This window comes from Microbispora sp. H13382 (assembly GCF_014161445.1).
Classification (GTDB): domain Bacteria; phylum Actinomycetota; class Actinomycetes; order Streptosporangiales; family Streptosporangiaceae; genus Microbispora.
The window spans coordinates 467,943-487,215 of record NZ_JABBXA010000005.1 but is presented as its reverse complement, the minus strand read 5'-3'; the positions used below and the strand labels follow the sequence as shown (position 1 = coordinate 487,215).

Below are 19,273 nucleotides of genomic sequence, written 5' to 3'. Positions count from 1 at the left end.
TCACCCTCATGGATCAGACCAAGAAGAATGTGCTCAGTACCGATGTAGTTGTGGTTGAGCATCCTGGCCTCTTCCTGAGCCAGGACGACAACCCGCCGCGCACGGTCGGTGAACCTCTCGAACATCTGCACCCCTCGCTGCGGCGTGACCTACAATCGGAGTCTCCACTTCGGTTATAGGCTATGAAGCGGCGAATCCGGATGTCAATCGAGGCGTGGGAGAGCCGAGGGATGCCGAACGACCAGCGCGTTCCCGAGCCGGACGCCTCCGCCGGGCCGGTGAGAGCGCTGCGCGCCGACGCCCAACGTAACCGGACGCGCATCCTGGAGGCGGCCGAGGCCGTCTTCGCGGCCAAGGGCCCCTCCGCCTCCACCGAGGAGATCGCCCAGAAGGCCGGGGTCGGGATCGGGACCGTCTTCCGGCACTTCCCCACCAAGGAGTCCCTGCTGAAGGCGATCACGCACGCGATCGCCGTCAGGCTGACCGAGGAGACCCGCGCGCTCGCGGCGGAGGGCGACCCCGCCACCGCGTTCTTCACCTTCTTCACCCGCACGGTCGAGCAGGCCGCGGAGCAGAAGACCGTCGTCGACCTGCTCGCGCAGGCGGGCATCCCGGTGACCGTCGCCAAGCCGGTCCTCGCCCTGCGTGAGGCCGTCGAGGTGCTCGTCGGCAGGGCCCAGCAGGCCGGGGCCGTACGTCCCGACGTCCGGGCGCCGGAGGTCATGGCCCTGCTGATAGGCCTGTGCCAGGCGTCCCTGCACACCCGGTGGGAGCCGGATCTGCGGGCCCGTACGCTCGCGATCGTCTTCGCGGGACTGCGCCCCGCCACCGCGACCGGCTGACCCTTTCCGCTGGCAACGAGAAAGCGCAGCTCATCGGCGTGGCGGGCACGCCGTGTGATCCCGCGGGCCGTACAGCCGGAATGATTGGCTTCGCACGGCGCCGACGACCTCGCGGTGATGGAGGCGCCGGCACCGGTCACCGTTGTCAGAGAGGAGACGACGTGCGGCGCCAGGACGAGGCCGAAGATCTGGTCCAGCTGCTCACGCCCGAAGGCGAGCGTGTCGCGCACCCCGAGTACGACCTGGATCTGTCGAAGAGCCAGTATCGGGGGCTGTATCGCGACATGGCGCTGGTCCGCCGGATCGACCGGGAGGCCTTCGCCCTCCAGCGTCTCGGCGAACTGGGGATGTGGATCCCCTGTCTGGGGCAGGAGGCGGCCCAGATCGGTTCGGGCCGGGCGCTCGCGCCGGACGACCATGTCTTCCCCTCCTACCGGGAGCACGGCGTCGCCTGGTGCCGGGGCATCGCTCCCCTCACACTCATGGGCATGCTGCGCGGCACGACGAACGGCGGCTGGGACCCCCGGGAGACGCGCTTCCACCTCTACACGATCGTCCTCGGCGCGCAGACGCTGCACGCCGTGGGGTACGCCATGGGGGTCCGCAGGGACGGCGACGACTCGGCCGTCGTGGCCTACTTCGGCGACGGCGCGGCGAGCGAGGGGGACGTCAGCGAGGCGTTCAACTTCGCCGCCGTGTTCGACGCGCCGGTGGTGTTCTTCTGCCAGAACAACCAGTGGGCCATCTCCCACCCCGCCGGGCGGCAGAGCCGGGCGCCGATCTACGAGCGGGCACGGGGCTTCGGCTTCCCCGGCGTACGGGTGGACGGCAACGACGTGCTGGCCTGCCTCGCCGTGACGAGGGCCGCGCTGCGGCACGTGCGCTCCGGGGGCGGGCCGTTCCTCATCGAGGCGCACACCTACCGGATGGGCCCGCACACCACCTCCGACGATCCGGGGCGCTACCGGCCCGCCGAGGAGGTGGACGCGTGGCGGAAGAAGGACCCGATCGCGCGCCTGCGGGCGTACCTGCTGCGGGAGGGCATGGCCGACGACGCGTTCTTCACCGAGGTCGAGGAGGAGGGCGACCGCATCGCCCTCGAACTGCGCGACGGGGTCATCGCCATGCCCGACCCGCCGGTGGACCTCATGTTCGACCACGTCTACGCCGACCGGCACGCGCTGGTGGAGGAGGAGCGGGCCTGGTACGCCGCCTACCTCGACCGCTTCGAGGAGCCCGGCGCCTGACCCCGCGCCCGGCGGAAGGACCTCAGCCGGCGCGGCGGGCGGCCGGGCGCCACATGCCGACCCGTACGGGCACACCGGGAGACGCGTGCACGAGCGGATCGTGATCGGGCGCGGGCAGGCCGGCCGCCTCGAGCAGCCCCTGCTCCAGTCCGGACACATGGGCACGGTGCAGAGGCCAGCGCGGGTGTTCCACCTCCGCCGTCACCAGACGGCCCGCGACGACCGTGAAGAGCCGGTAGCGCTCCACGAGGAAGTCCGCGAGCCCGTCCCGCTCGGCCTCGCCCAGCGCGGCCCCGAGGTCGACGTCGACGTCGCACCGCGCCCCGGAGGGGCCCGGCCACCGGCGCCCGCAGCGGTAGCGGCGCCGCTCCCCCGCACCGGTCACGGACATGTCCGACCAGTAGTACGGCAGCCCGTACGCGGCCCGGGCGCCCAGCACGGCGGGCAGGTTCCCGGCGTCCAGCGACAGGAACCACAGGCCGCCCCGCCCCCGGGCGTCCCGCGCGTAGGTGCGCACGTTGGTCTCGGGGAAGCGCGACAGCCCCGGCAGCGGGGGCAGCCCGGGCGCCCGCACGCCGCGCATCAGGAACGGCGTGAGCCCGACGTACGCGGACCCCTCGTAGGTGTCGACGGTGAGCCCGTCCGGCAGGAACGCCTGCACGATGCCGGGCGGATATCTCCAGTGGATGAAGGTGATGTCGGACCAGTGGTGGTACATCACCGGACGCTCGACCCGTCCTGCCGTTGGGGAGACCATGCCCGGGTTGCTACCCAGGAGACCCATCACGGCACGCGGTCTGCGCCAGGGCGTCGGCCGGCACAGGAACTTTCGCTTTGCCCGGCGAAAGTTATCCAGTTTTCACCGAACTAACTTCACAACACAGCAAAAGAAGCTTACGTTCGGTGCGATCACCGCTTCCGAGGTGGATCTGTGAAGCGGGGTCGCGCGCCCGGGATCGTGCCGGGCGTACCGCACCGACGAAGGGAACCTCCGCCCATGCCCCCCAGGCGGCCGACCGATCGCGTAAGAAGACGGATCGCGCAGACCTGCGCCTTACTCCTGGCCTTCCCGGGCCTGACCGTGCTCACCCCGGCCGCGCCGGCCCAGGCACACACGGCGCCCGTCGACGCCGCCGACTACCAGCGCGTGGAGATGGCCAAGGGCGTCGCCGAGATGGGCGAGCCGATGACGATGAGCGTGCTGCCCGACCTGTCGGTGCTGCACACCGCGCGTGACGGAGTCCTGCGGCGCACCGACGCCCGCGGCGACACCACCGTGGTCGGCACGCTGAACGTCTACACCCACGACGAGGAGGGCCTCCAGGGGATCGCGGCCGACCCGGGCTTCGCGACCAACCGGTTCGTCTACCTCTACTACGCCCCCCGCCTCGACACCCCCGACGGCGACGCCCCGGCCACCGCGTCCGACTTCTCGGCCTGGAAGGGCGTGAACCGGCTGTCCAGGTTCACGATCAAGCCCGACTGGACGCTGGACAAGTCCAGCGAAGTCAAGATCCTCGACGTGCCGGCCGACCGCGGCATCTGCTGCCACGTGGGCGGCGACATGGACTTCGACGCCGACGGCAACCTCTACCTGTCGACCGGCGACGACAGCAACCCCTTCGACTCGTCGGGCTACTCCCCCATCGACGAGCGGCCCGACCGCAACCCGGCGTACGACGCCCAGCGCAGCTCCGGCAACACCAACGACCTGCGCGGCAAGATCCTGCGCATCAAGGTCAAGCCGGACGGGACCTACGACATCCCCGAGGGCAACCTGTTCCCGCCGGGCACCCCGGACACGCGGCCCGAGATCTACGCCATGGGCTTCCGCAACCCGTTCCGGCTCAGCGTCGACAAGGCCACCGGCGTGGTCTACGTGGGCGACTACGGTCCCGACGCGGGCACCACGGACGCCAACCGCGGGCCGAGCGGCCAGGTCGAGTTCAACCGCGTCACCCGCCCCGGCAACTACGGCTGGCCGTACTGCACGGGCACCAACACCTCGGTCGAGACCTACAACAAGTTCACCTTCCCCTCCGGTCCCTCCGGAGCGAAGTACGACTGCGCCGGCGGGCCGGTCAACGCCTCCCCGCGCAACACCGGGCAGCGCACGCTGCCGCCCGCGCAGCCCGCGTGGATCAGGTACGGCGGCGACGCCGGCTCTCCGCCCGAGTTCGGCGGCGGCTCCGAGTCGCCGATGGGCGGGCCGGTCTACCGCTACGACGCCGACCTGAAGTCCGCGGTCAAGTTCCCGCAGGACCTGGACGGCCACTTCTTCGCCGGTGAGCTCGGCCGCAGGTGGATCAAGGCGATCGACGTGAAGGCCGACGGCACACGCGGCGACATCGCGGACTTCCCCTGGACCGGCACCCAGGTGATGGACCTGGCGTTCGGCCCGGACGGCGCGTTGTACGTGCTCGACTACGGCACCGGCTACTTCAACGGCGACGCCAACTCGGCGCTGTACCGCTTCGAGTACGTCAAGGGCCGCGACCGTTCCCCGATCGCCGTGGCCAAGGCCGACAAGACGTCGGGCAAGACGCCTCTCACGGTCACGTTCTCCTCGGCCGGCTCCGCCGACCCCGAGGGCGCCACGCTCACCTACGCCTGGGACTTCGGCGACGGCACCACCTCCACCGAGGCGAACCCGGTCAAGACGTACGACAAGGACGGCACGTACACCGCGACGCTCACCGTGCGCGACCCCGCGGGCAACAGCGGCAGCGCGAGCGTGGTCGTCACGGCGGGCAACACCGCGCCGACCGTGACCATCGAGACGCCCGTGGCAGGCAGCCTGTTCCAGTGGGGCGATCCGGTCCCCTTCTCGATCAAGGTCACCGACCCGGAGGACGGCGAGATCGACTGCGCGAAGGTCAAGATGACCTACGTGCTCGGCCACGACAGCCACGGCCACCAGATCTCCTCGAAGACCGGCTGCTCGGGCGAGCTGACCATCCCGGTCGACGGCGAGCACGACGACGCGGCGAACATCTTCGCGGTGTTCGACGCCGAATACACCGACAAGGGCGGGCTGACCACCCACACCCAGCACATCCTGCAGCCGCGGCACCGCCAGGCCGAGCACTACACCGCCTCCCAGGGCGTCAACCCGATCGGGAAGAGCAATGCGCACGGCGGCAAGACCGTGGGTGACATCAACGCGGGCGACTGGATCTCCTTCAAGCCCTACGAACTGAGCAAGGCCAAGGGGATCACCGCCCGTGTCTCCTCCGGCGGGAAGGGCGGCACCCTCGAGGTGCGCGCGGGGTCGCGGACCGGCACCCTGCTGGGCAAGGTGAGCGTGCCCGTCACCGGCGGCTGGGAGACGTTCACCGACGTGTCCGCGCCGCTGTCGAACGCCCCGGCCGGGACGACCGAGCTCTTCCTGGTCTTCCAGGGCCACGACGGCGCGCTGTTCGACCTGGACGACTTCACGCTGACGGCCGAGCCGCCGGCCGGCGCAAGCCCGGCACCGATCGTCGGCGCCGCCGGACTGTGCCTCGACGTCGCGAACGCCGACCCCGCCAACGGCACCAAGGTGCAGCTGTACGAGTGCAACGGGACCGGGGCGCAGGTCTGGACCGTCAGCGGCAACACTCTCCGCTCGCTCGGCAAGTGCCTCGACGTGTCCAACGGCGGCACCGCCGACGGCACGCGGGTGCAGATCTGGGACTGCGTCTCCGGCGTCGGCGCGCAGATGTGGACCGTCGGCACGGACGGCACCATCAAGAACCCCCAGTCGGGCAAGTGCCTCGACGCGACCGACCCCGCCCAGATCGTCATCAGGACGTGTGACGGCCGCGCCGCGCAGAAGTGGACGACGGCGGCCCCGGGCGGCGCCGAGGGCGAGGTCCTGGTCTTCTCCCGTACGGCCGGCTTCCGGCACGACTCGATCCCGGCGGGCGTCCAGGCGATCAAGGACCTGGGCTTCAAGGTCACCGCGACCGAGGACCCCGCCGTCTTCACCGCTGAGAACCTGGCGAAGTACAAGGCCGTGGTGTTCCTCAGCACCACGGGCGACGTGCTGAACGACGCCCAGCAGGCGGCCTTCGAGGCGTACGTCAAGGCGGGCGGCGGCTACGCCGGCATCCACGCGGCGGCGGACACCGAGTATGACTGGCCGTTCTACGGCGGCCTGGTCGGAGCGTGGTTCGCCTCCCACCCCGCCGTCCAGCAGGCGACCGTGAAGGTGGAGGACCGGGCGCACCCGGCGACCGCCCACCTCGGGCCGACGTGGACGCGCACCGACGAGTGGTACGACTACCGGACCAACGCCCGCAGCACCGCGCACGTGCTGGCCACGCTCGACGAGAAGTCGTACTCGGGCGGGAAGATGGGCGACGACCACCCGATCGCCTGGTGCAAGGAGTATCAGGGCGGCCGGTCGTTCTACACGGGCGGCGGGCACACGGCGTCCTCGTTCTCCGAGCCGGAGTTCCGGCAGCACCTGCTCGGCGGCATCAGGTACGCCATGGGCGACCTCAAGGCCGACTGCCGTCCCGAGACCGGCTACACGACGCTCTACAACGGCAGCACCACCGGCTGGGAGCAGGCCGGGCCCGGCGGATTCACCAACGCCGACGGCACCCTGACCTCCCACGGCGGCCTAGGGCTGTTCTGGTACAAGGCGAAGGAGTTCCACTCCTACTCGCTCAAGCTCGACTGGAAGATGCGCGGCGACGACAACGCGGGCGTCTTCGTCGGCTTCCCCGCCTCGGACGACCCGTGGTCGGCGGTCGACAACGGCTACGAGATCCAGATCGACGCCACCGACGCCCCGGAGAAGACGACCGGGTCGGTCTACGGCTTCCAGTCGGCGGACCTCAAGGCCCGGGACGCCGCGCTCAACGCGCCGGGGCAGTGGAACACCTACGAGATCCGCGTGGAGGGCGAACGCCTGCAGATCTTCCTGAACGGCGTGAAGATCAACGACTTCCTCAACACCGACCCGAAGCGGTCCCTCCAGCAGGGCTACGTGGGCATCCAGAACCACGGCGACGGCGACGAGGTGGCGTTCCGGAACATCCGTATCAAGGAGCTCGGCCCGGCGGAGGGCGACGTCACCGTCCAGGCCGAGAGCTGGACCGAGGCGAACGGCGTCGACACCTACCCCCACGCCCCCGCGCACGGCGGCACCGTGCTCGGCTACGTCAACCCCGGCGACTGGGCGGCGTACGACGGCGTGGACCTCACCGGCGTCACCCGGTTCACGGCCCGGGTGGCCTCCCCCGACCCCAGCGGCGGCTTCGAGATCAGGACCGGTTCACCGACCGGCCCCGTGCTCGGCAGCGTCACCGTGCCGAACACCGGCGGGTGGGAGTCGTACGCGGACGTCTCGACGCCGCTCACGAACGTCCCCTCCGGGAGCGTGAAGCTCTACCTGGTGTTCACCGGGGCGAACTTCGACGTGGACGACTTCACGCTCATCCGCGGCCCGAAGGACTCGCCGGATGTCAAGCTGACCGTTACCGCCACGTCCCGCTGCATCGGCACCTCGGCGTATCTGGCGGTCACGGCCGTCAACAACGCTGACGCGCCGGCCACGATCGAGCTGAACACCCCGTTCGGCAAGAAGACCGTGGCGGATGTGGCCCCGGGCAAGCAGGCCTACCAGTCCTTCAACACCCGGGCCGCCCAGATCGACGCGGGCACGGTGACCGTGAAGGGGACCGCGACGATCGGCGGCAAGCAGGTCACCTCGTCCTACGACGCGGCCTACTCCGCGGCCGGCTGCCGCTGAGCCGCTCACCCCGCGGCCGGCTGCCGCCGGCCGCACCGGCGGTGACCACGGTCCCCACGACGAGGACACCGCCGTAGCTCAACCGGGGCCGGCCGGCCGAACAGCCGGCCGGCCCCGCCCCTCATAGATGGAGCGAATGATCACATGAAAATCAACAGGACCGCGCTCGCCGCGTCGGTGCTCGGCCTCACCCTCGCCGGCGTGGCCACTCCCGCGCTGGCCGACGATCCCGGCAGCGGCATCGACGTGTCGGTGAACATCGAGCCCACCACCACTCCCGGTCAGCTGTCGATGACCGTGGCCGACAACAACGGGGTGTCCCTGCAGGAGAGCGGCTCCGACGCCGCCGCCCGCCAGTTCACCGGCACCCTGCCGACGGTCACGGTGACCGACACCCGCACCCCCGAGGAGATCCCCGCCGGCGAGTACTGGGCGGTCGTGGGCCAGGCGAGCCAGTTCGTCGCCTCCGGCGACCCGGCCAAGACCATCGGCCCCGAATACCTCGGCTGGAAGCCGCGCCTGCTGAGCGACTCCTCCACCGGCGCGGTCTCAGCCGGTGAGCCGGTCTCCAGTGTCGTCTCCGACGGCACCGGAGCCCCCGCCGTGGGTCTGGAGGGCCAGGAGCTGCTGGTCTCGACCGCCAACTCCGCCGACGAGATCGGCACCTCGCAGGTCAACGCCGACCTCGCCCTGCGCACCTCCGTCGACGTCGCCGCCGGCGAGTACCACTCCACCCTGACCCTTTCGCTGTTCAACCAGTCCTGAACCGGCGGCAGGCACCGATCTGATTCACCCGGGGTGCCCCGTGACGCGAGTCGCGGGGCACCCGCTTTCGTTTACAGGCTCGCCCGCGTCAGGTCTCCGCGAAGCCGGAATACTCCCGGCGGAGTAGCCGTACCCCGGACGGAGAAGGCGCGAGGTGCCTGTGGCCGGACGACGCGGCGCGGACGCGGCCCGGCCTAGCGTTACGGCGTCACCAGTCCCCTCGGGAAAGGCCTCGCATGGCCGCATCGCACACAGTGCCCGCCTCCGCCCACCCGGCCGCCCCGGTTCGCCAGACCGGCTGGATCGCCGACGTCGCGCTCGCCGCTCTCACCGTGGTCCTCTTCGTGGCCGTCGCCCTCGCCACCGGGGTGCGACAGCCGTGGGACGGCGTCATCCCTGTCGCGCTGTTCCTCGGCGCGCTCCTGCTCGTCCGGCGCCGGTGGCCGATGCCCGTGCTGCTGCTGTCGGTCGCCGCCGTCTTCGCCTACCACCTGGGGCATCCCTCGCCCGCCGGGTGGATCTGGCCGGTGGCGGCCGCGTACTTCACCGCGGCCACCGCCTCCCGCCCGCGCTGGGTGGTCGCCGTCGGCGTCGCCCAGCTCGTCTACTCCGCCGTCGACGCCCGGTTGATCATCGACAGAAACCTCGTCCGGTATCTCATGCACACCCTCGGCGAGGGGCTGCTGCTCGCGGCCCTCGTCGCCGCGGGGCTCGCCTACGCCACGTCGCTGCGCCGGCGCGACCTGCTGCGCGAGGCCGAATACCGCGCCCGCGCCGCGGAGGAGCGCCTGAGCGTCGCGCGCGAGGTGCACGACATCGTCGCCCACACTCTGGCCGTCGTCGGCGTCCACCTCAACGTCGCCGCCGACACCCTGCGGGAGGAGCCGGCCGAGGCCGCCGCCGCCCTGGGCCTGGCCCAGGACGTCAGGAACCGGGCGATGAAGGACCTCAACGCGCTCATCGCCGTCCTGCGGGAGGGCCCCGCCGGCACCGAGCCCCAGCCCGACGCGTCCTCCATCGGCGTGCTCGTCGCCGACGCCCGCGCCGCCGGGCTCGACGTCACCCTCCACGAGCACGGGGACCTGTCCACGATCCCCGCGACCGCCTCCGTCGCGGTCCACCGCATCGTGCAGGAGGCCCTCGCCAACACGCTCAGGCACTCGGGGGCGACCATGGCCGAGGTGACGGTCGGCCGCCACCCGCGATCGATCACGGTCGAGATCGCCGACAACGGCAAGGGCGACCCCTCCGGCGGCGGCGTCACCGAGGGGAACGGCCTCACCGGCATGCGCGAGCGGATACGCGCCCTCGGCGGCACGCTCACCGCCGGTCCGGCGCCCCGGGGCTTCGCCGTGAGGGCCGAGATCCCTGTGGCAGGCTCGGCGGAGTGACGATCAAAGTGCTCCTCGCCGACGACCAGGCGCTCGTACGGGCCGGCTTCCGCAGCCTGCTGGCCCGCTCGCGGGACGTGGCCGTCGTCGGGGAGGCCGCCGACGGCGCCGAGGCCGTACGGCTGGCCGCGAGCATCCGCCCGGACCTCGTCCTCATGGACATCCGCATGCCGGGGACGGACGGCATCACGGCCACCCGGAGCATCGTCACGGGCCAGGACTGCCGGGTCGTCATCCTCACCACCTTCGACACCGACGAGCACGTGTTCGCCGCGCTGCGCGCCGGAGCCAGCGGTTTCCTGACCAAGGACGTCGAACCGGCCGAGCTGCGCCGCGCGGTGACCGCCGTGGCCGCCGGAGACGCGCTCCTGTCTCCCGGGGTCACCCGCCGCGTCATCGAACGGTTCGCCCGGCGGCAGGACCTCGCGCCCGACGCCGGGCAGCGGCTGGACGCCCTCACCACCCGTGAGCGGGAAGTGGTGCGGCTCGTCGCGCTCGGCCTGTCCAACGGCGAGATCGCCGAGCGCCTCGTCATCAGCCCCCTGACCGCCAAGACCCACGTCGCCAGGGCCATCGCCAAGCTGGACGTCCGTGACCGGGTCCAGCTCGTCATCCTGGCCTACGAGAGCGGCCTGGTACGTCCCGGCGGCTGAGGTTTCGCCGTCAGTCCGTCGTGATGGCGGATTCGATGCCGCGGTGCCGGGCGGCGCCGTGCGCGAAATCAGGCACGCCCGGCGTGCCGCCCTCGCGCAGGTCGTCCAGGAACCGCTGGTAGGCGTGCGCGACCGCGTACGCCGGCGCGTCGGCGTGGGGGTCCAGCCGCGGGACGCGAACGTATGAGTCCGGCACCGTCAGGGGAGCGAGTCCCGCTGTCCCGCGGCCGCCTTCGAGGGTGATCGGGCTGAGCTGGAGATGGCCGATCGGAGCGGTGAGGACGAGGTCGCCCTCGGTGCCGTTGATCTCCCAGCGGAAGTTGACGCCCCGGGACATGCCGCCGCGGTAGTGGAAGGTGGCCACCGCGCCGCCCGGCAGCCGTCCCCAGGCCACCACCTGGTCGGCGGCGGTCATGGGCACGGGCCGCCCGCTCCCGGTGTCCACGGCCGACGTACGCCGCAACGCAAGGTGGATCCGCAGGTCCTCGGGCTCGCCCAGGACGGACGCGAGTCCGTCGAGGGTGTGGGCGAAGGGAACGGTCAGCAGTGTCGTGCCGTTGGCGGCGTCGAGCACGTGGTGATCGCCGGGGCCGACGGTGGCGCCCCAGGCGCCGCCGGAGCCGACGACCGTCGTGGACAGCACCTCCCCCACGTAGCCGTCGGCCACGAGATCCCGCACGTAGGCGAGGGCCGGGTGCGACCGCGCCTGGAGTCCGACGACGGTCGGCACCACGCGGCCGCGCGCCTGCCGCGCCATGTCCTCGGCCTCCGCGAGCCCGTTGCCGAGCGGCCACTCGCACAGCACGCTCTTGCCGGCGCTCAGCGCCGTCCGCACCAGTTCCCGGTGGTGCGGCACCTTCACCGCCACGACCACGAGGTCCACCTCGTCGCAGGCGGCCAGTTCGGCCGCCGTCCCGAAGGTGCGCGACACTCCGTGCTTGTGTCCGGAGCGCTCCGCCGACTGTTTCGAACTCGTGCTCAGGGCCCTCAGCTCGTAACCCGGGACGGCGCGCAGGGCCGGCAGGTGAGAGCGCTCGGCCCAGCTTCCGTCCGCCCCGAGCCCGATGATCCCTACTCCGATCGGCTTCCCGGACCGGGCCGGCTCGGCGAGCGGTGACATGGCTGTGTTCATGATTCGCGGCCTGTTCTCTCGGTGAATGGCGACTCGCTGTCCAGCAGGGCCATGAGGGGTGCGGCGTATCGGGTGCCGGCCACCGCGCCGGCCGGGACGGCCTCGTCGATCGCGCGCAGGTCCGTGTCGGTCAGGGCGACGGCTGCCGCGGCCAGGGCCTCCTCGACGCGGTGCGGCCGGCGGGCGCCGAGGACGGCCACGATGGTGCCGCGCTCGCGGCTCCGCGCGATGACCCAGGCGGTGGCGAGTTGCGCGACGCTGATGCCGTGCGCGTCGGCGAGCGGCCGCAGCCGCTCGACGAGGGCGAGGTTCGTGGCGAGATTGCCGGGGTGGAAGCGCGGCAGCCAGCCGGCGCGCGGGTCGCCCCCGGCGGGTTGCCGGTAGGCGCCGGTGAGCAGGCCGTGCGCGAGGACCCCGTAGGCGGTGACGCCGATCCCCAGCTCGCCGCAGGTGTCCAGGATGCCGTTGGTCTCGGGGCCACGGCTGAACAGGGAGTATTCGATCTGCACATCGCAGATCGGGTGCACGGCGTGGGCACGGCGGATGGTCTGCGGCCCCACCTCGGAGAGCCCGATGTGGCGCACGTACCCGGCCTGGACCAGCTCGGAGATCGCGCCGATCGTGTCCTCGATCGGAGTGGCGGGGTCGAGGCGCGCTGGGCGGTAGATGTCGACGTGGTCGCCGCCGAGGCGGCGCAGGGAGTAGGCGAGCGCGTTCCTGACGTGGGCGGGCCGGCCCTCGATGCCGACGAAGGCTCCGTCGGGGCCGCGCAGACCGCCGAACTTGACGCTGAGGAGCACCTTGTCGCGATCGCCGGCGCGGAGGGCGCGGCGGATGAGGTCCTCGTTGTGGCCCATGCCGTAGAAGTCGGCGGTGTCGAGGAGGGTGACTCCGGCGTCGAGGGCGGTGCGGATCGTGGCGATGGCGTCGGCCTCGTCGGCGGGGGCCGTGTGGTCGGACATGCCGGCGCAGCCCAGGGCGAGAGGGGCGACCCGAGGACCGCCGGTTCCAAGAGGTCGGGTGTGCATGGCGCCTCCTGAGGGGTGGGAAAGCATGGACGCCGCCGACAGGGCTGCCGCGAGCACAGCCGTCTGTTAGCGTTGATATTTCAACACTAGGAAGAGGCATGTTGATATGTCAACACGCGATGGAGAGACCGCCGCGCCGGACGAGGCCGCGACCGGGGCCACGCCGGAGCCCGTCGACTTCTGGGTCGCCTTCAAGCGCGCCCACGAGGTCCTCCGGGCCCGCGTGATCGCGGACACCGCCGAGGCGGCAGGCCTGTCCGAGCCGGACCTGTCGATCCTCGTCAGCCTCGAGAAGGCGGGAGGCGCCCTGCGTCAGAGCGAGCTCGCCGCGTCACTCGGCTGGGATCGCACCCGCCTCTCCCACCAGCTCACCCGCATGAGCACCCGCGGACTCCTCACCCGCGAGCGCACCGGCGGCGTCATCGTCACCCTCACCGACACCGGCCGCGCCGCCATCGCCGCCGCACACCCCGGCCTGGACGCCGCGGTGCGCCGCCACTTCATCGACAAGCTCTCCGCACAGGAGATCGAAACGCTGGCCTCTGTGTTCAGCCGGCTGTAGGACCGGCACGCGAAGCCGTCGACGCCGCAGGAAAGCAGGCGAACGCCGACTCCCGGCCGGCGACCTTGTGGACGACGCCAGTCAAGATCAATTCATTGCGTACTAAATTCAAGTATTGACCTAAGTATCGAAGGCGATCATTGTCTGGGTCAGGGCTCGCCCTGTTCACCCCCCGAAGAGGAATCGCCACCATGAGAAGACGCCCAACGTTCCATTCCGCCCGCCGTGCTCTGACAGCCGTGCTCAGCGGGCTGACCCTGGTCGCGGCCTGCGTCGTGGCCGGCGCCGCCGTGTCCGGGCCGGCGCACGCCGCGCCGGTCCTGCTGTCGCAGGGCAGGACCGCGACGGCCTCGTCCACCGAGAACGCCGGCACACCGGCGTCGGCCGCCGTCGACGGGAACACCGGCACCCGCTGGTCCAGCGCGTTCGGCGACCCGCAGTGGCTCCAGGTCGACCTCGGGTCCGCCGCGACGCTGAGCCAGGTCACCCTGAACTGGGAGGCCGCCTACGCCACCGCATTCAAGATCCAGGTGTCGGCCGACGGTTCGGCCTGGACCGACGTCTACTCCACCACGAGCGGAACGGGCGGCACGCAGACCCTCACCGTGACCGGCTCGGGCCGGTACGTCCGCCTGTACGGCACCGCCCGCGCCACCGCGTACGGCTACTCCCTATGGGAGTTCCAGGTCTACGGCACCACGTCGAGCGGCACGTGCGGCACGGCCGACGCCGCCCAGGGCAGGCCCGCGACCGCCTCGTCCACCGAGAACGCCGGCACACCGGCGTCGGCCGCCGTCGACGGCGACCCCGGCACCCGCTGGTCCAGCGCCGCCGCCGACCCCCAGTGGCTCCAGGTCGACCTCGGCTCGGCCAGAACGATCTGCAAGGTCGTCCTGACCTGGGAGGCGGCCTACGCCACCGCATTCAAAATCCAGGTCTCCGACAACGCCTCCACCTGGACCGACCTCTACTCCACCACCACCGGCACCGGCGGCACGCAGACCCTCGACGTCACCGGCTCGGGCCGCTACGTCCGCCTGTACGGCACCGCCCGCGCCACCGGCTGGGGTTACTCGCTGTGGGAGTTCGCCGTCCACACGAGCGGCGGCGGCACCACCGACCCGCCGCCGAGCGGCACGCCGATCTCGGCGTACAAGCAGGTGACGGCCTCGTCCTGGGAGGGCGGCAACGCTCCGGCGGCGGCGCTCGACGGGCGCACGACGACCCGCTGGTCGAGCCAGTACTCCGACGACCAGTGGCTGCGGGTGGACCTCGGCGGCGCCGGGCACATCACCGGCGTCACGCTCAACTGGGAGTCGGCGTACGCCACCGGCTACCGGATCGAGGTGTCCGCCAACGGCACGTCATGGACGCCGATCCACACCACGACCAGCGGCAAGGGCGGGGTCGAGAACCTGAACGTCACCGGCGACGGCCGCTATGTCCGCTTCGTCGGCACGGCCCGCGCGACGGGCTACGGCTACTCGCTATGGGAGTTCCAGGTCTTCGGCACGGTGGACACGGCGGCCTCGACCGCGCCCCTGCTGTCCCCGCCGACCAGGGCCCCGGCGACCACAGGTCAGTTCGCGCTGTCCGTCCCCGCCGACAAGGCCATGATCACCGACACCCGGCGGCCCGCGTTCTCCTGGGCGGCCGTCTCCGGCGCGGTGCGCTACGAGGTCTGGCTGAACGTCAGCCGAGCCGACTACGACTTCACCGCCTCCGGCAACCTGATCGACCTCTACACCAAGGTCGCCGAGCCGACCGGCACGAGCTACACGCCTTCCTGGGACATCCCCGACCGGTGGACGTACAAGTGGTTCGTCGTCGCGGTGAGCGGGTCGGGCGCCAGGACGACGTCGAACATCCGCGCCTTCAGCCTCTATCTACCCGACGTCGAGCAGGTCACCGACGGCGTGGCGGTCGTCAACGGCGCCCGCGACCTCAACAAGAACGGGACGATCGAGCCGTACGAGAACTGGCGGCTGCCCGTCGAGACCCGGGTCAACGATTTGCTCGGCAGGATGACGCCGGAAGAGAAGGCGTACCAGATGTTCTACAACGCCCAGAGCTACCCGCTCTCGGGCTGGCACTTCGGCCCCGCGTTGCCGAACGACCTGCACGCCGTGCTGCTGAACGCGTCCGGGACCCGGCTCGGCATACCGCCGGTCTCGGCGGGCGACACCATCGCCGGATACCAGACCACCTATCCGCTGCAGAGCGCGCTCGCGGCGGGCAAGGACTACGCGCTCGACTACAAGCTCGGCGACACGCAGCGCCGCGAGGAGCTGGAGGTCGGGGCGCGCGGCGTGCTCGGCCCGCTCGCCGAGGTCGGCACCAAGGTCCTCTATCCCCGCATCCAGGAGGGCAACGGCGAGAACGCCGACGTCGCCGCCGCCCAGGTCCGCGCGCTGGTGGCCGGGCTGCAGGGCGGCCCCGAGCTCAACCCCGCCTCGGTGCTGGCGACCGTCAAGCACTGGCCGGGCGAGGGCGCGGGCGGCGAGGCGGGGATCACCTACGACGCGGTGACGATCAAGTACCACATGATCCCGTTCAGGGCCGCGATGGAGGCCGGCGCCGTCAACATCATGCCGGGCTACGCCGGGAGCTCCTACCTCGACCCGGGCGGGTCGGGCGCGGGCGACAGCAAGCCGATCCTCGACTACCTGCGGAACAACCTCGGCTACACCGGTCTCATCACCACCGACTGGCTGCCGTCCTCGGTCTGGGTCAAGGCCGCGAACGCCGGCTCGGACGTGATGGGCGGGGCCGACCCCGGAGCCACCGGGTTCACGATGGCGACGTTCCTCGCCAATGTGCCGATGGCGCGGATCAACGACGCCGTGACCCGGATCCTGCGTCTGAAGTTCACGCTCGGCGTGTTCGAGCGCCCGTACGGCGACCCGGTGAACGGGCCCTACCGGTTCCACCAGCCGTCGTACGTCGCGCTCGCCAACCAGGCCGCCCGGCAGTCCGTCACGCTGCTCAAGAACAACGGCGTGCTCCCGCTGAAGCTCAAGGCGGGCGACAACGTCGTGGTCGCCGGTCCACGGGCCACCGACGGATCGGCCTGCTGCATCTGGACGAGCTTCTTCCACCAGGAGTACGGCTCGCAGACCCTGCTGGACGCGGTGAAGGCGCGGGCGGCCACGGCGGGCGTCAACGTCCACCAGGACACCGGTCCCTCCCCCAAGCTCGCGATCGTGGCCGTCGGCGAGCCGACCTACACCCACGCCACCGCCTGGGTGAAGGAGCAACCGCAGCTGCCCGCCGACCAGCTGGCCGTCATCCAGGACTTCAAGAACCAGGGCGTTCCGGTGGTCGTCGTGCTCACCCTCCCCCGGCCCATCGTGATCAGCGAGTGGAACGGCCTGGCCGACGCCATCGTGGTGACGTACCGGGGCGGCGAGGAGATCGGCCCGGCCACGGCGAGCCTCCTGTTCGGCGACTACACGCCGCGCGGGCGCCTGCCGTGGCAGTTGCCGCGCAGCCTCGACCAGATCCTCAAACCGGGCGGCGGCGACGTGCTCGCCGACGCCGTCGAGGACTGGAACCTCCCCTACGACCTGGGCGCCACCGCCGCCCAGCGGTCGGAGATCCGGGCCCGCGTCGACGCGGGCCAGACCGTCCCCACCACCTACGGCAACCCCCTCTATCCGTACGGAGCCGGTTTGCAGGGCTGGTCGTGACGCCGGCCTCACACTGAGGTCGGCAGCGGCCCACCGTGCCAGGCCATGGCGTCGCCGAAGGCGGCGAGGAGATCCACCTCGCCGCCTTCGGCCTCGGCGTAGGCGCGGTGCAGGTTGAGCACCAGGCGCTCGGCGTCCGCCCATCCGGCGAACTCGCCCAGGTCGGCCGCCCGCGCGGCGGCCAGCGGGGTGAGCCCGTTCTCCCGTCCCGTCCGGGCGACGCCGAGGACGAAGCGGTAGTACCGCTCGTGCGCCGCCAGCACCTCCGGCAGCTCCGAGGCGGTGGCGAGCGGCCCGTGTCCCGGCACGACGTGTGCGGGTTCGAAGGCGGCCAGCCAGTCCAGCGACCGCAACGCCCCCTCGACCGACCCCATCAGCACCAGCGGGGTGAGCCCGTTGAACAGCAGGTCCCCCGCGAACAGCACCCGTTCGCCGGGGAGCCACGCCACCACGTCCCCGGGGGTGTGGGCGGCGTGACCGGGATGCCGCAACTCGACGCGGCGCGTCCCCAGATGGACGGTCAGCTCAGACGTGAACACCACCGACGGCGGGCGGCGCGTCACGTGTCCCCAGTCGGGCACCGGCGTCCAGATCGGCGGACATCCGTCGATGAGCGGATCGGCCAGCAACGCCTCTCTCATCGCCGCGTGCCCGAAGACGACCGCGTCGTCCGGAAGCAGGCTGTTCCCGTAGCAGTGGTCCCCGTGCTGGTGGGTGTTCACCGCCATCCGGACCGGGGCGTCGCCGGTCGCCGCGGCGACCGCGCCGAGGAACCGCCGGGTGCGCGCCTCGGTAGCACAGGTGTCCACGATCAGGACGCCGCCGTCGTCTGCCACGGCTCCGGCGTTGTTCAGCCACCAGGTGCCGTCCGGCTGCACCCACGCGAAGATCCCCCGCTCCACCTCGTGCAACCGCGCTTCGCCGGTCCGCTCCACCACGCTCACGCATTCCCCTCGTCGGATCCCGTCCAGGGGACCCTACCGACGGCCTCCCTGCCACCGTGAGCCGGCCGCGTCAGGCCCTGCCGTACAACGCCGGGAGGTCGATCAGGTGTACATCGGATGAGGCGGTCGCCCCGGCGAGTGCTTTTCCATTGAATCCGGTCCCGCTGAAGCAGACGAGACGCGTGCGGGTGGTGTCGTAATGGCCGGACGCGGCGATCACGTCGCGGATGTGCCGGAGACGTTCGATATGGGCGATCCCCATCGTGTCATTCCATTTGGCTTCGCCGATGGCCAGTAGCGGCGGTTTGCCGCCGTCAGCGACGCCGATGACGGCCACGTCCACCTCGTGCCCGATTCTCGCCTTGGGGTCGCGGACGACACCGTGACCCACGCATGGCAGCTCGCCCACGTGTGCACGGTTGTGCCACGGAATCAGGGCTCAGTGGTCCACGGTGAGGACGATCTTGCCGATCTGGGTGCCGGACTCCATGTGGCGGTGAGCCCGTACGACCTCCTCCAGCGAGAACAGGCGATCCACCACCGGGCGGAAGGCACCCGTACGCAGGCCCGAGGCCACGAAGGCGACGGCGCGGCGCAGTCGCTCGGGGTCCTTGGTGGTCTCCAGGACCGTGTACGTGCGCATGTTCAGCGCGGGCATGCCCAGGTCGAATCCCGGGTAGGGCGTCGGCTGCCCGCTCTGCGCACCCCACAGGAGCAACGTCCCGCCGGGGGCGACGGCCCGGGCGAGCTCCGTCACTCCAGGTCCGGCGACGGCGTCGAAGACGTGTCCGGCGCCCCTGCCCTCGGTCAGCTCCAGCACGCGTCCCGCGACGTCCTCCTCGTCGGAGACGACGACCTCGGCGGCGCCCTCTTCGATCAGCCGACGTCTCTTGGCGCGGGTGCGGGTGACGGCGATCGGCGTGGCGCCGGCGCGGACGGCCGTGTGGATCGCGGCCAGGCCGACGCTGCTGGACGCCGCGGTGATCATCACCACGTCGCCCGCTCGAATCCCGGCCACCTCCACCATCGCGCCGTAAGCCGTGAGGTAGGGCATCCACACCGCCGCGCCGGACACCGCGTCCACCCCGTCGGGGCGGGACAGCAGCGCGGACGCCGGCACGATCGCCCGCTCGGCGTACACGCCGTAGTCGTTCTGCGAGAAGAAGCCCGGCAGGACGCTGACCGTCCGGCCCTCCGCGAACCCGGCCACATCCGGGCCGGCCACCTCCACGACACCGGCGGCCTCGGTGCCGAGCCGCACAGTCCTCGCCATGTCG

At 71.5% G+C, this 19,273-nt stretch carries 15 protein-coding genes; 8 read left to right on the top strand and 7 right to left on the bottom strand.

Features of this window, described 5'->3' with window-relative positions; genetic code table 11:
- Positions 1 to 125, bottom strand: a 125-nt coding sequence (locus HHX41_RS42305) for a Clp protease N-terminal domain-containing protein (protein WP_139578418.1), incomplete at its 3' end; no start/stop codon positions are given.
- A gap of 105 nt (positions 126 to 230) precedes the next feature.
- Here HHX41_RS42305 and HHX41_RS14055 point away from each other — a divergent pair.
- Positions 231 to 842, top strand: a complete 612-nt coding sequence (locus HHX41_RS14055) for a TetR/AcrR family transcriptional regulator (RefSeq protein WP_182906296.1) — start codon at positions 231 to 233, stop codon at positions 840 to 842.
- Positions 843 to 1,003: 161 nt separating this feature from the next.
- Positions 1,004 to 2,089, top strand: a complete 1,086-nt coding sequence (gene pdhA, locus HHX41_RS14050; RefSeq protein ID WP_169983049.1) for a pyruvate dehydrogenase (acetyl-transferring) E1 component subunit alpha — start codon at positions 1,004 to 1,006, stop codon at positions 2,087 to 2,089.
- A gap of 22 nt (positions 2,090 to 2,111) precedes the next feature.
- On the opposite strand, the gene HHX41_RS14045 is transcribed toward pdhA, so the two are convergent.
- Complete coding sequence (locus HHX41_RS14045) at positions 2,112 to 2,846, bottom strand: YqjF family protein (protein WP_220504015.1); 735 nt, start codon at positions 2,844 to 2,846, stop codon at positions 2,112 to 2,114.
- A 240-nt stretch (positions 2,847 to 3,086) separates the two neighbouring features.
- On the opposite strand from HHX41_RS14045, the gene HHX41_RS14040 reads away from it, so the two are divergent.
- From HHX41_RS14040 to HHX41_RS14025, 4 genes are all read left to right on the top strand, one after another.
- Positions 3,087 to 7,832: a ThuA domain-containing protein gene (locus HHX41_RS14040; protein WP_182906293.1), complete on the top strand. Its 4,746-nt coding sequence runs from the start codon at positions 3,087 to 3,089 to the stop codon at positions 7,830 to 7,832.
- A 144-nt stretch (positions 7,833 to 7,976) separates the two neighbouring features.
- On the top strand, positions 7,977 to 8,597 hold the full coding sequence (locus HHX41_RS14035; RefSeq protein WP_182906292.1) for a hypothetical protein: 621 nt from the start codon (positions 7,977 to 7,979) through the stop codon (positions 8,595 to 8,597).
- Positions 8,598 to 8,833: 236 nt separating this feature from the next.
- Positions 8,834 to 9,988 (top strand): sensor histidine kinase, encoded by a 1,155-nt coding sequence (locus HHX41_RS14030; protein WP_182906291.1) that lies wholly within the window; start codon positions 8,834 to 8,836, stop codon positions 9,986 to 9,988.
- On the top strand, positions 9,985 to 10,641 hold the full coding sequence (locus HHX41_RS14025) for a response regulator transcription factor (RefSeq protein WP_182906290.1): 657 nt from the start codon (positions 9,985 to 9,987) through the stop codon (positions 10,639 to 10,641). Before HHX41_RS14030 ends, HHX41_RS14025 begins: the two co-directional genes overlap by 4 nt.
- A gap of 10 nt (positions 10,642 to 10,651) precedes the next feature.
- Here the strand turns inward: HHX41_RS14025 and HHX41_RS14020 are convergent, their stop codons facing one another.
- Both HHX41_RS14020 and HHX41_RS14015 read right to left on the bottom strand, forming a co-directional pair.
- Positions 10,652 to 11,773, bottom strand: coding sequence for a Gfo/Idh/MocA family protein (locus HHX41_RS14020; RefSeq protein ID WP_182906289.1), 1,122 nt, complete (start codon positions 11,771 to 11,773; stop codon positions 10,652 to 10,654).
- Positions 11,770 to 12,801 (bottom strand): aldo/keto reductase, encoded by a 1,032-nt coding sequence (locus tag HHX41_RS14015; protein ID WP_182906288.1) that lies wholly within the window; start codon positions 12,799 to 12,801, stop codon positions 11,770 to 11,772. The genes HHX41_RS14020 and HHX41_RS14015 overlap by 4 nt, the downstream gene beginning before the upstream one ends.
- 106 nt (positions 12,802 to 12,907) lie before the next feature.
- Here HHX41_RS14015 and HHX41_RS14010 point away from each other — a divergent pair, with 106 nt between their 5' ends.
- Both HHX41_RS14010 and HHX41_RS14005 read left to right on the top strand, forming a co-directional pair.
- Positions 12,908 to 13,363 carry a MarR family winged helix-turn-helix transcriptional regulator gene (locus HHX41_RS14010; RefSeq protein ID WP_182906287.1) on the top strand — a complete coding sequence of 152 codons (456 nt, stop codon included), beginning with the start codon at positions 12,908 to 12,910 and terminating at the stop codon, positions 13,361 to 13,363.
- Between the two features lie 191 nt (positions 13,364 to 13,554).
- Positions 13,555 to 17,052, top strand: a complete 3,498-nt coding sequence (locus HHX41_RS14005) for a discoidin domain-containing protein (protein WP_182906286.1) — start codon at positions 13,555 to 13,557, stop codon at positions 17,050 to 17,052.
- 8 nt (positions 17,053 to 17,060) lie between these two features.
- Here the strand turns inward: HHX41_RS14005 and HHX41_RS14000 are convergent, their stop codons facing one another.
- The 3 genes from HHX41_RS14000 to HHX41_RS13990 form a co-directional block, all read right to left on the bottom strand.
- On the bottom strand, positions 17,061 to 17,996 hold the full coding sequence (locus HHX41_RS14000; RefSeq protein ID WP_310741982.1) for an MBL fold metallo-hydrolase: 936 nt from the start codon (positions 17,994 to 17,996) through the stop codon (positions 17,061 to 17,063).
- Positions 17,997 to 18,066: 70 nt separating this feature from the next.
- Positions 18,067 to 18,405 carry a hypothetical protein gene (locus tag HHX41_RS13995; RefSeq protein ID WP_259400919.1) on the bottom strand — a complete coding sequence of 113 codons (339 nt, stop codon included), beginning with the start codon at positions 18,403 to 18,405 and terminating at the stop codon, positions 18,067 to 18,069.
- A gap of 30 nt (positions 18,406 to 18,435) precedes the next feature.
- Positions 18,436 to 19,269 (bottom strand): zinc-dependent alcohol dehydrogenase family protein, encoded by an 834-nt coding sequence (locus HHX41_RS13990; RefSeq protein ID WP_182906285.1) that lies wholly within the window; start codon positions 19,267 to 19,269, stop codon positions 18,436 to 18,438.
- Between the last annotated feature and the right edge of the window lie 4 nt (positions 19,270 to 19,273).

What these genes read in the sequence shown, in the direction of transcription:
- HHX41_RS14015 (WP_182906288.1), bottom strand. Translation starts at nt 12,801, where the DNA reads ATGCACACCCGACCTCTTGGAACCGGCGGTCCTCGGGTCGCCCCTCTC.
- HHX41_RS14020 (WP_182906289.1), bottom strand. Translation starts at nt 11,773, where the DNA reads ATGAACACAGCCATGTCACCGCTCGCCGAGCCGGCCCGGTCCGGGAAG.
- HHX41_RS14040 (WP_182906293.1), top strand. Translation starts at nt 3,087, where the DNA reads ATGCCCCCCAGGCGGCCGACCGATCGCGTAAGAAGACGGATCGCGCAG.
- HHX41_RS14010 (WP_182906287.1), top strand. Translation starts at nt 12,908, where the DNA reads ATGTCAACACGCGATGGAGAGACCGCCGCGCCGGACGAGGCCGCGACC.
- HHX41_RS14030 (WP_182906291.1), top strand. Translation starts at nt 8,834, where the DNA reads ATGGCCGCATCGCACACAGTGCCCGCCTCCGCCCACCCGGCCGCCCCG.
- HHX41_RS14045 (WP_220504015.1), bottom strand. Translation starts at nt 2,846, where the DNA reads ATGGTCTCCCCAACGGCAGGACGGGTCGAGCGTCCGGTGATGTACCAC.
- HHX41_RS14005 (WP_182906286.1), top strand. Translation starts at nt 13,555, where the DNA reads ATGAGAAGACGCCCAACGTTCCATTCCGCCCGCCGTGCTCTGACAGCC.
- HHX41_RS14035 (WP_182906292.1), top strand. Translation starts at nt 7,977, where the DNA reads ATGAAAATCAACAGGACCGCGCTCGCCGCGTCGGTGCTCGGCCTCACC.
- HHX41_RS14055 (WP_182906296.1), top strand. Translation starts at nt 231, where the DNA reads ATGCCGAACGACCAGCGCGTTCCCGAGCCGGACGCCTCCGCCGGGCCG.
- HHX41_RS13990 (WP_182906285.1), bottom strand. Translation starts at nt 19,269, where the DNA reads ATGGCGAGGACTGTGCGGCTCGGCACCGAGGCCGCCGGTGTCGTGGAG.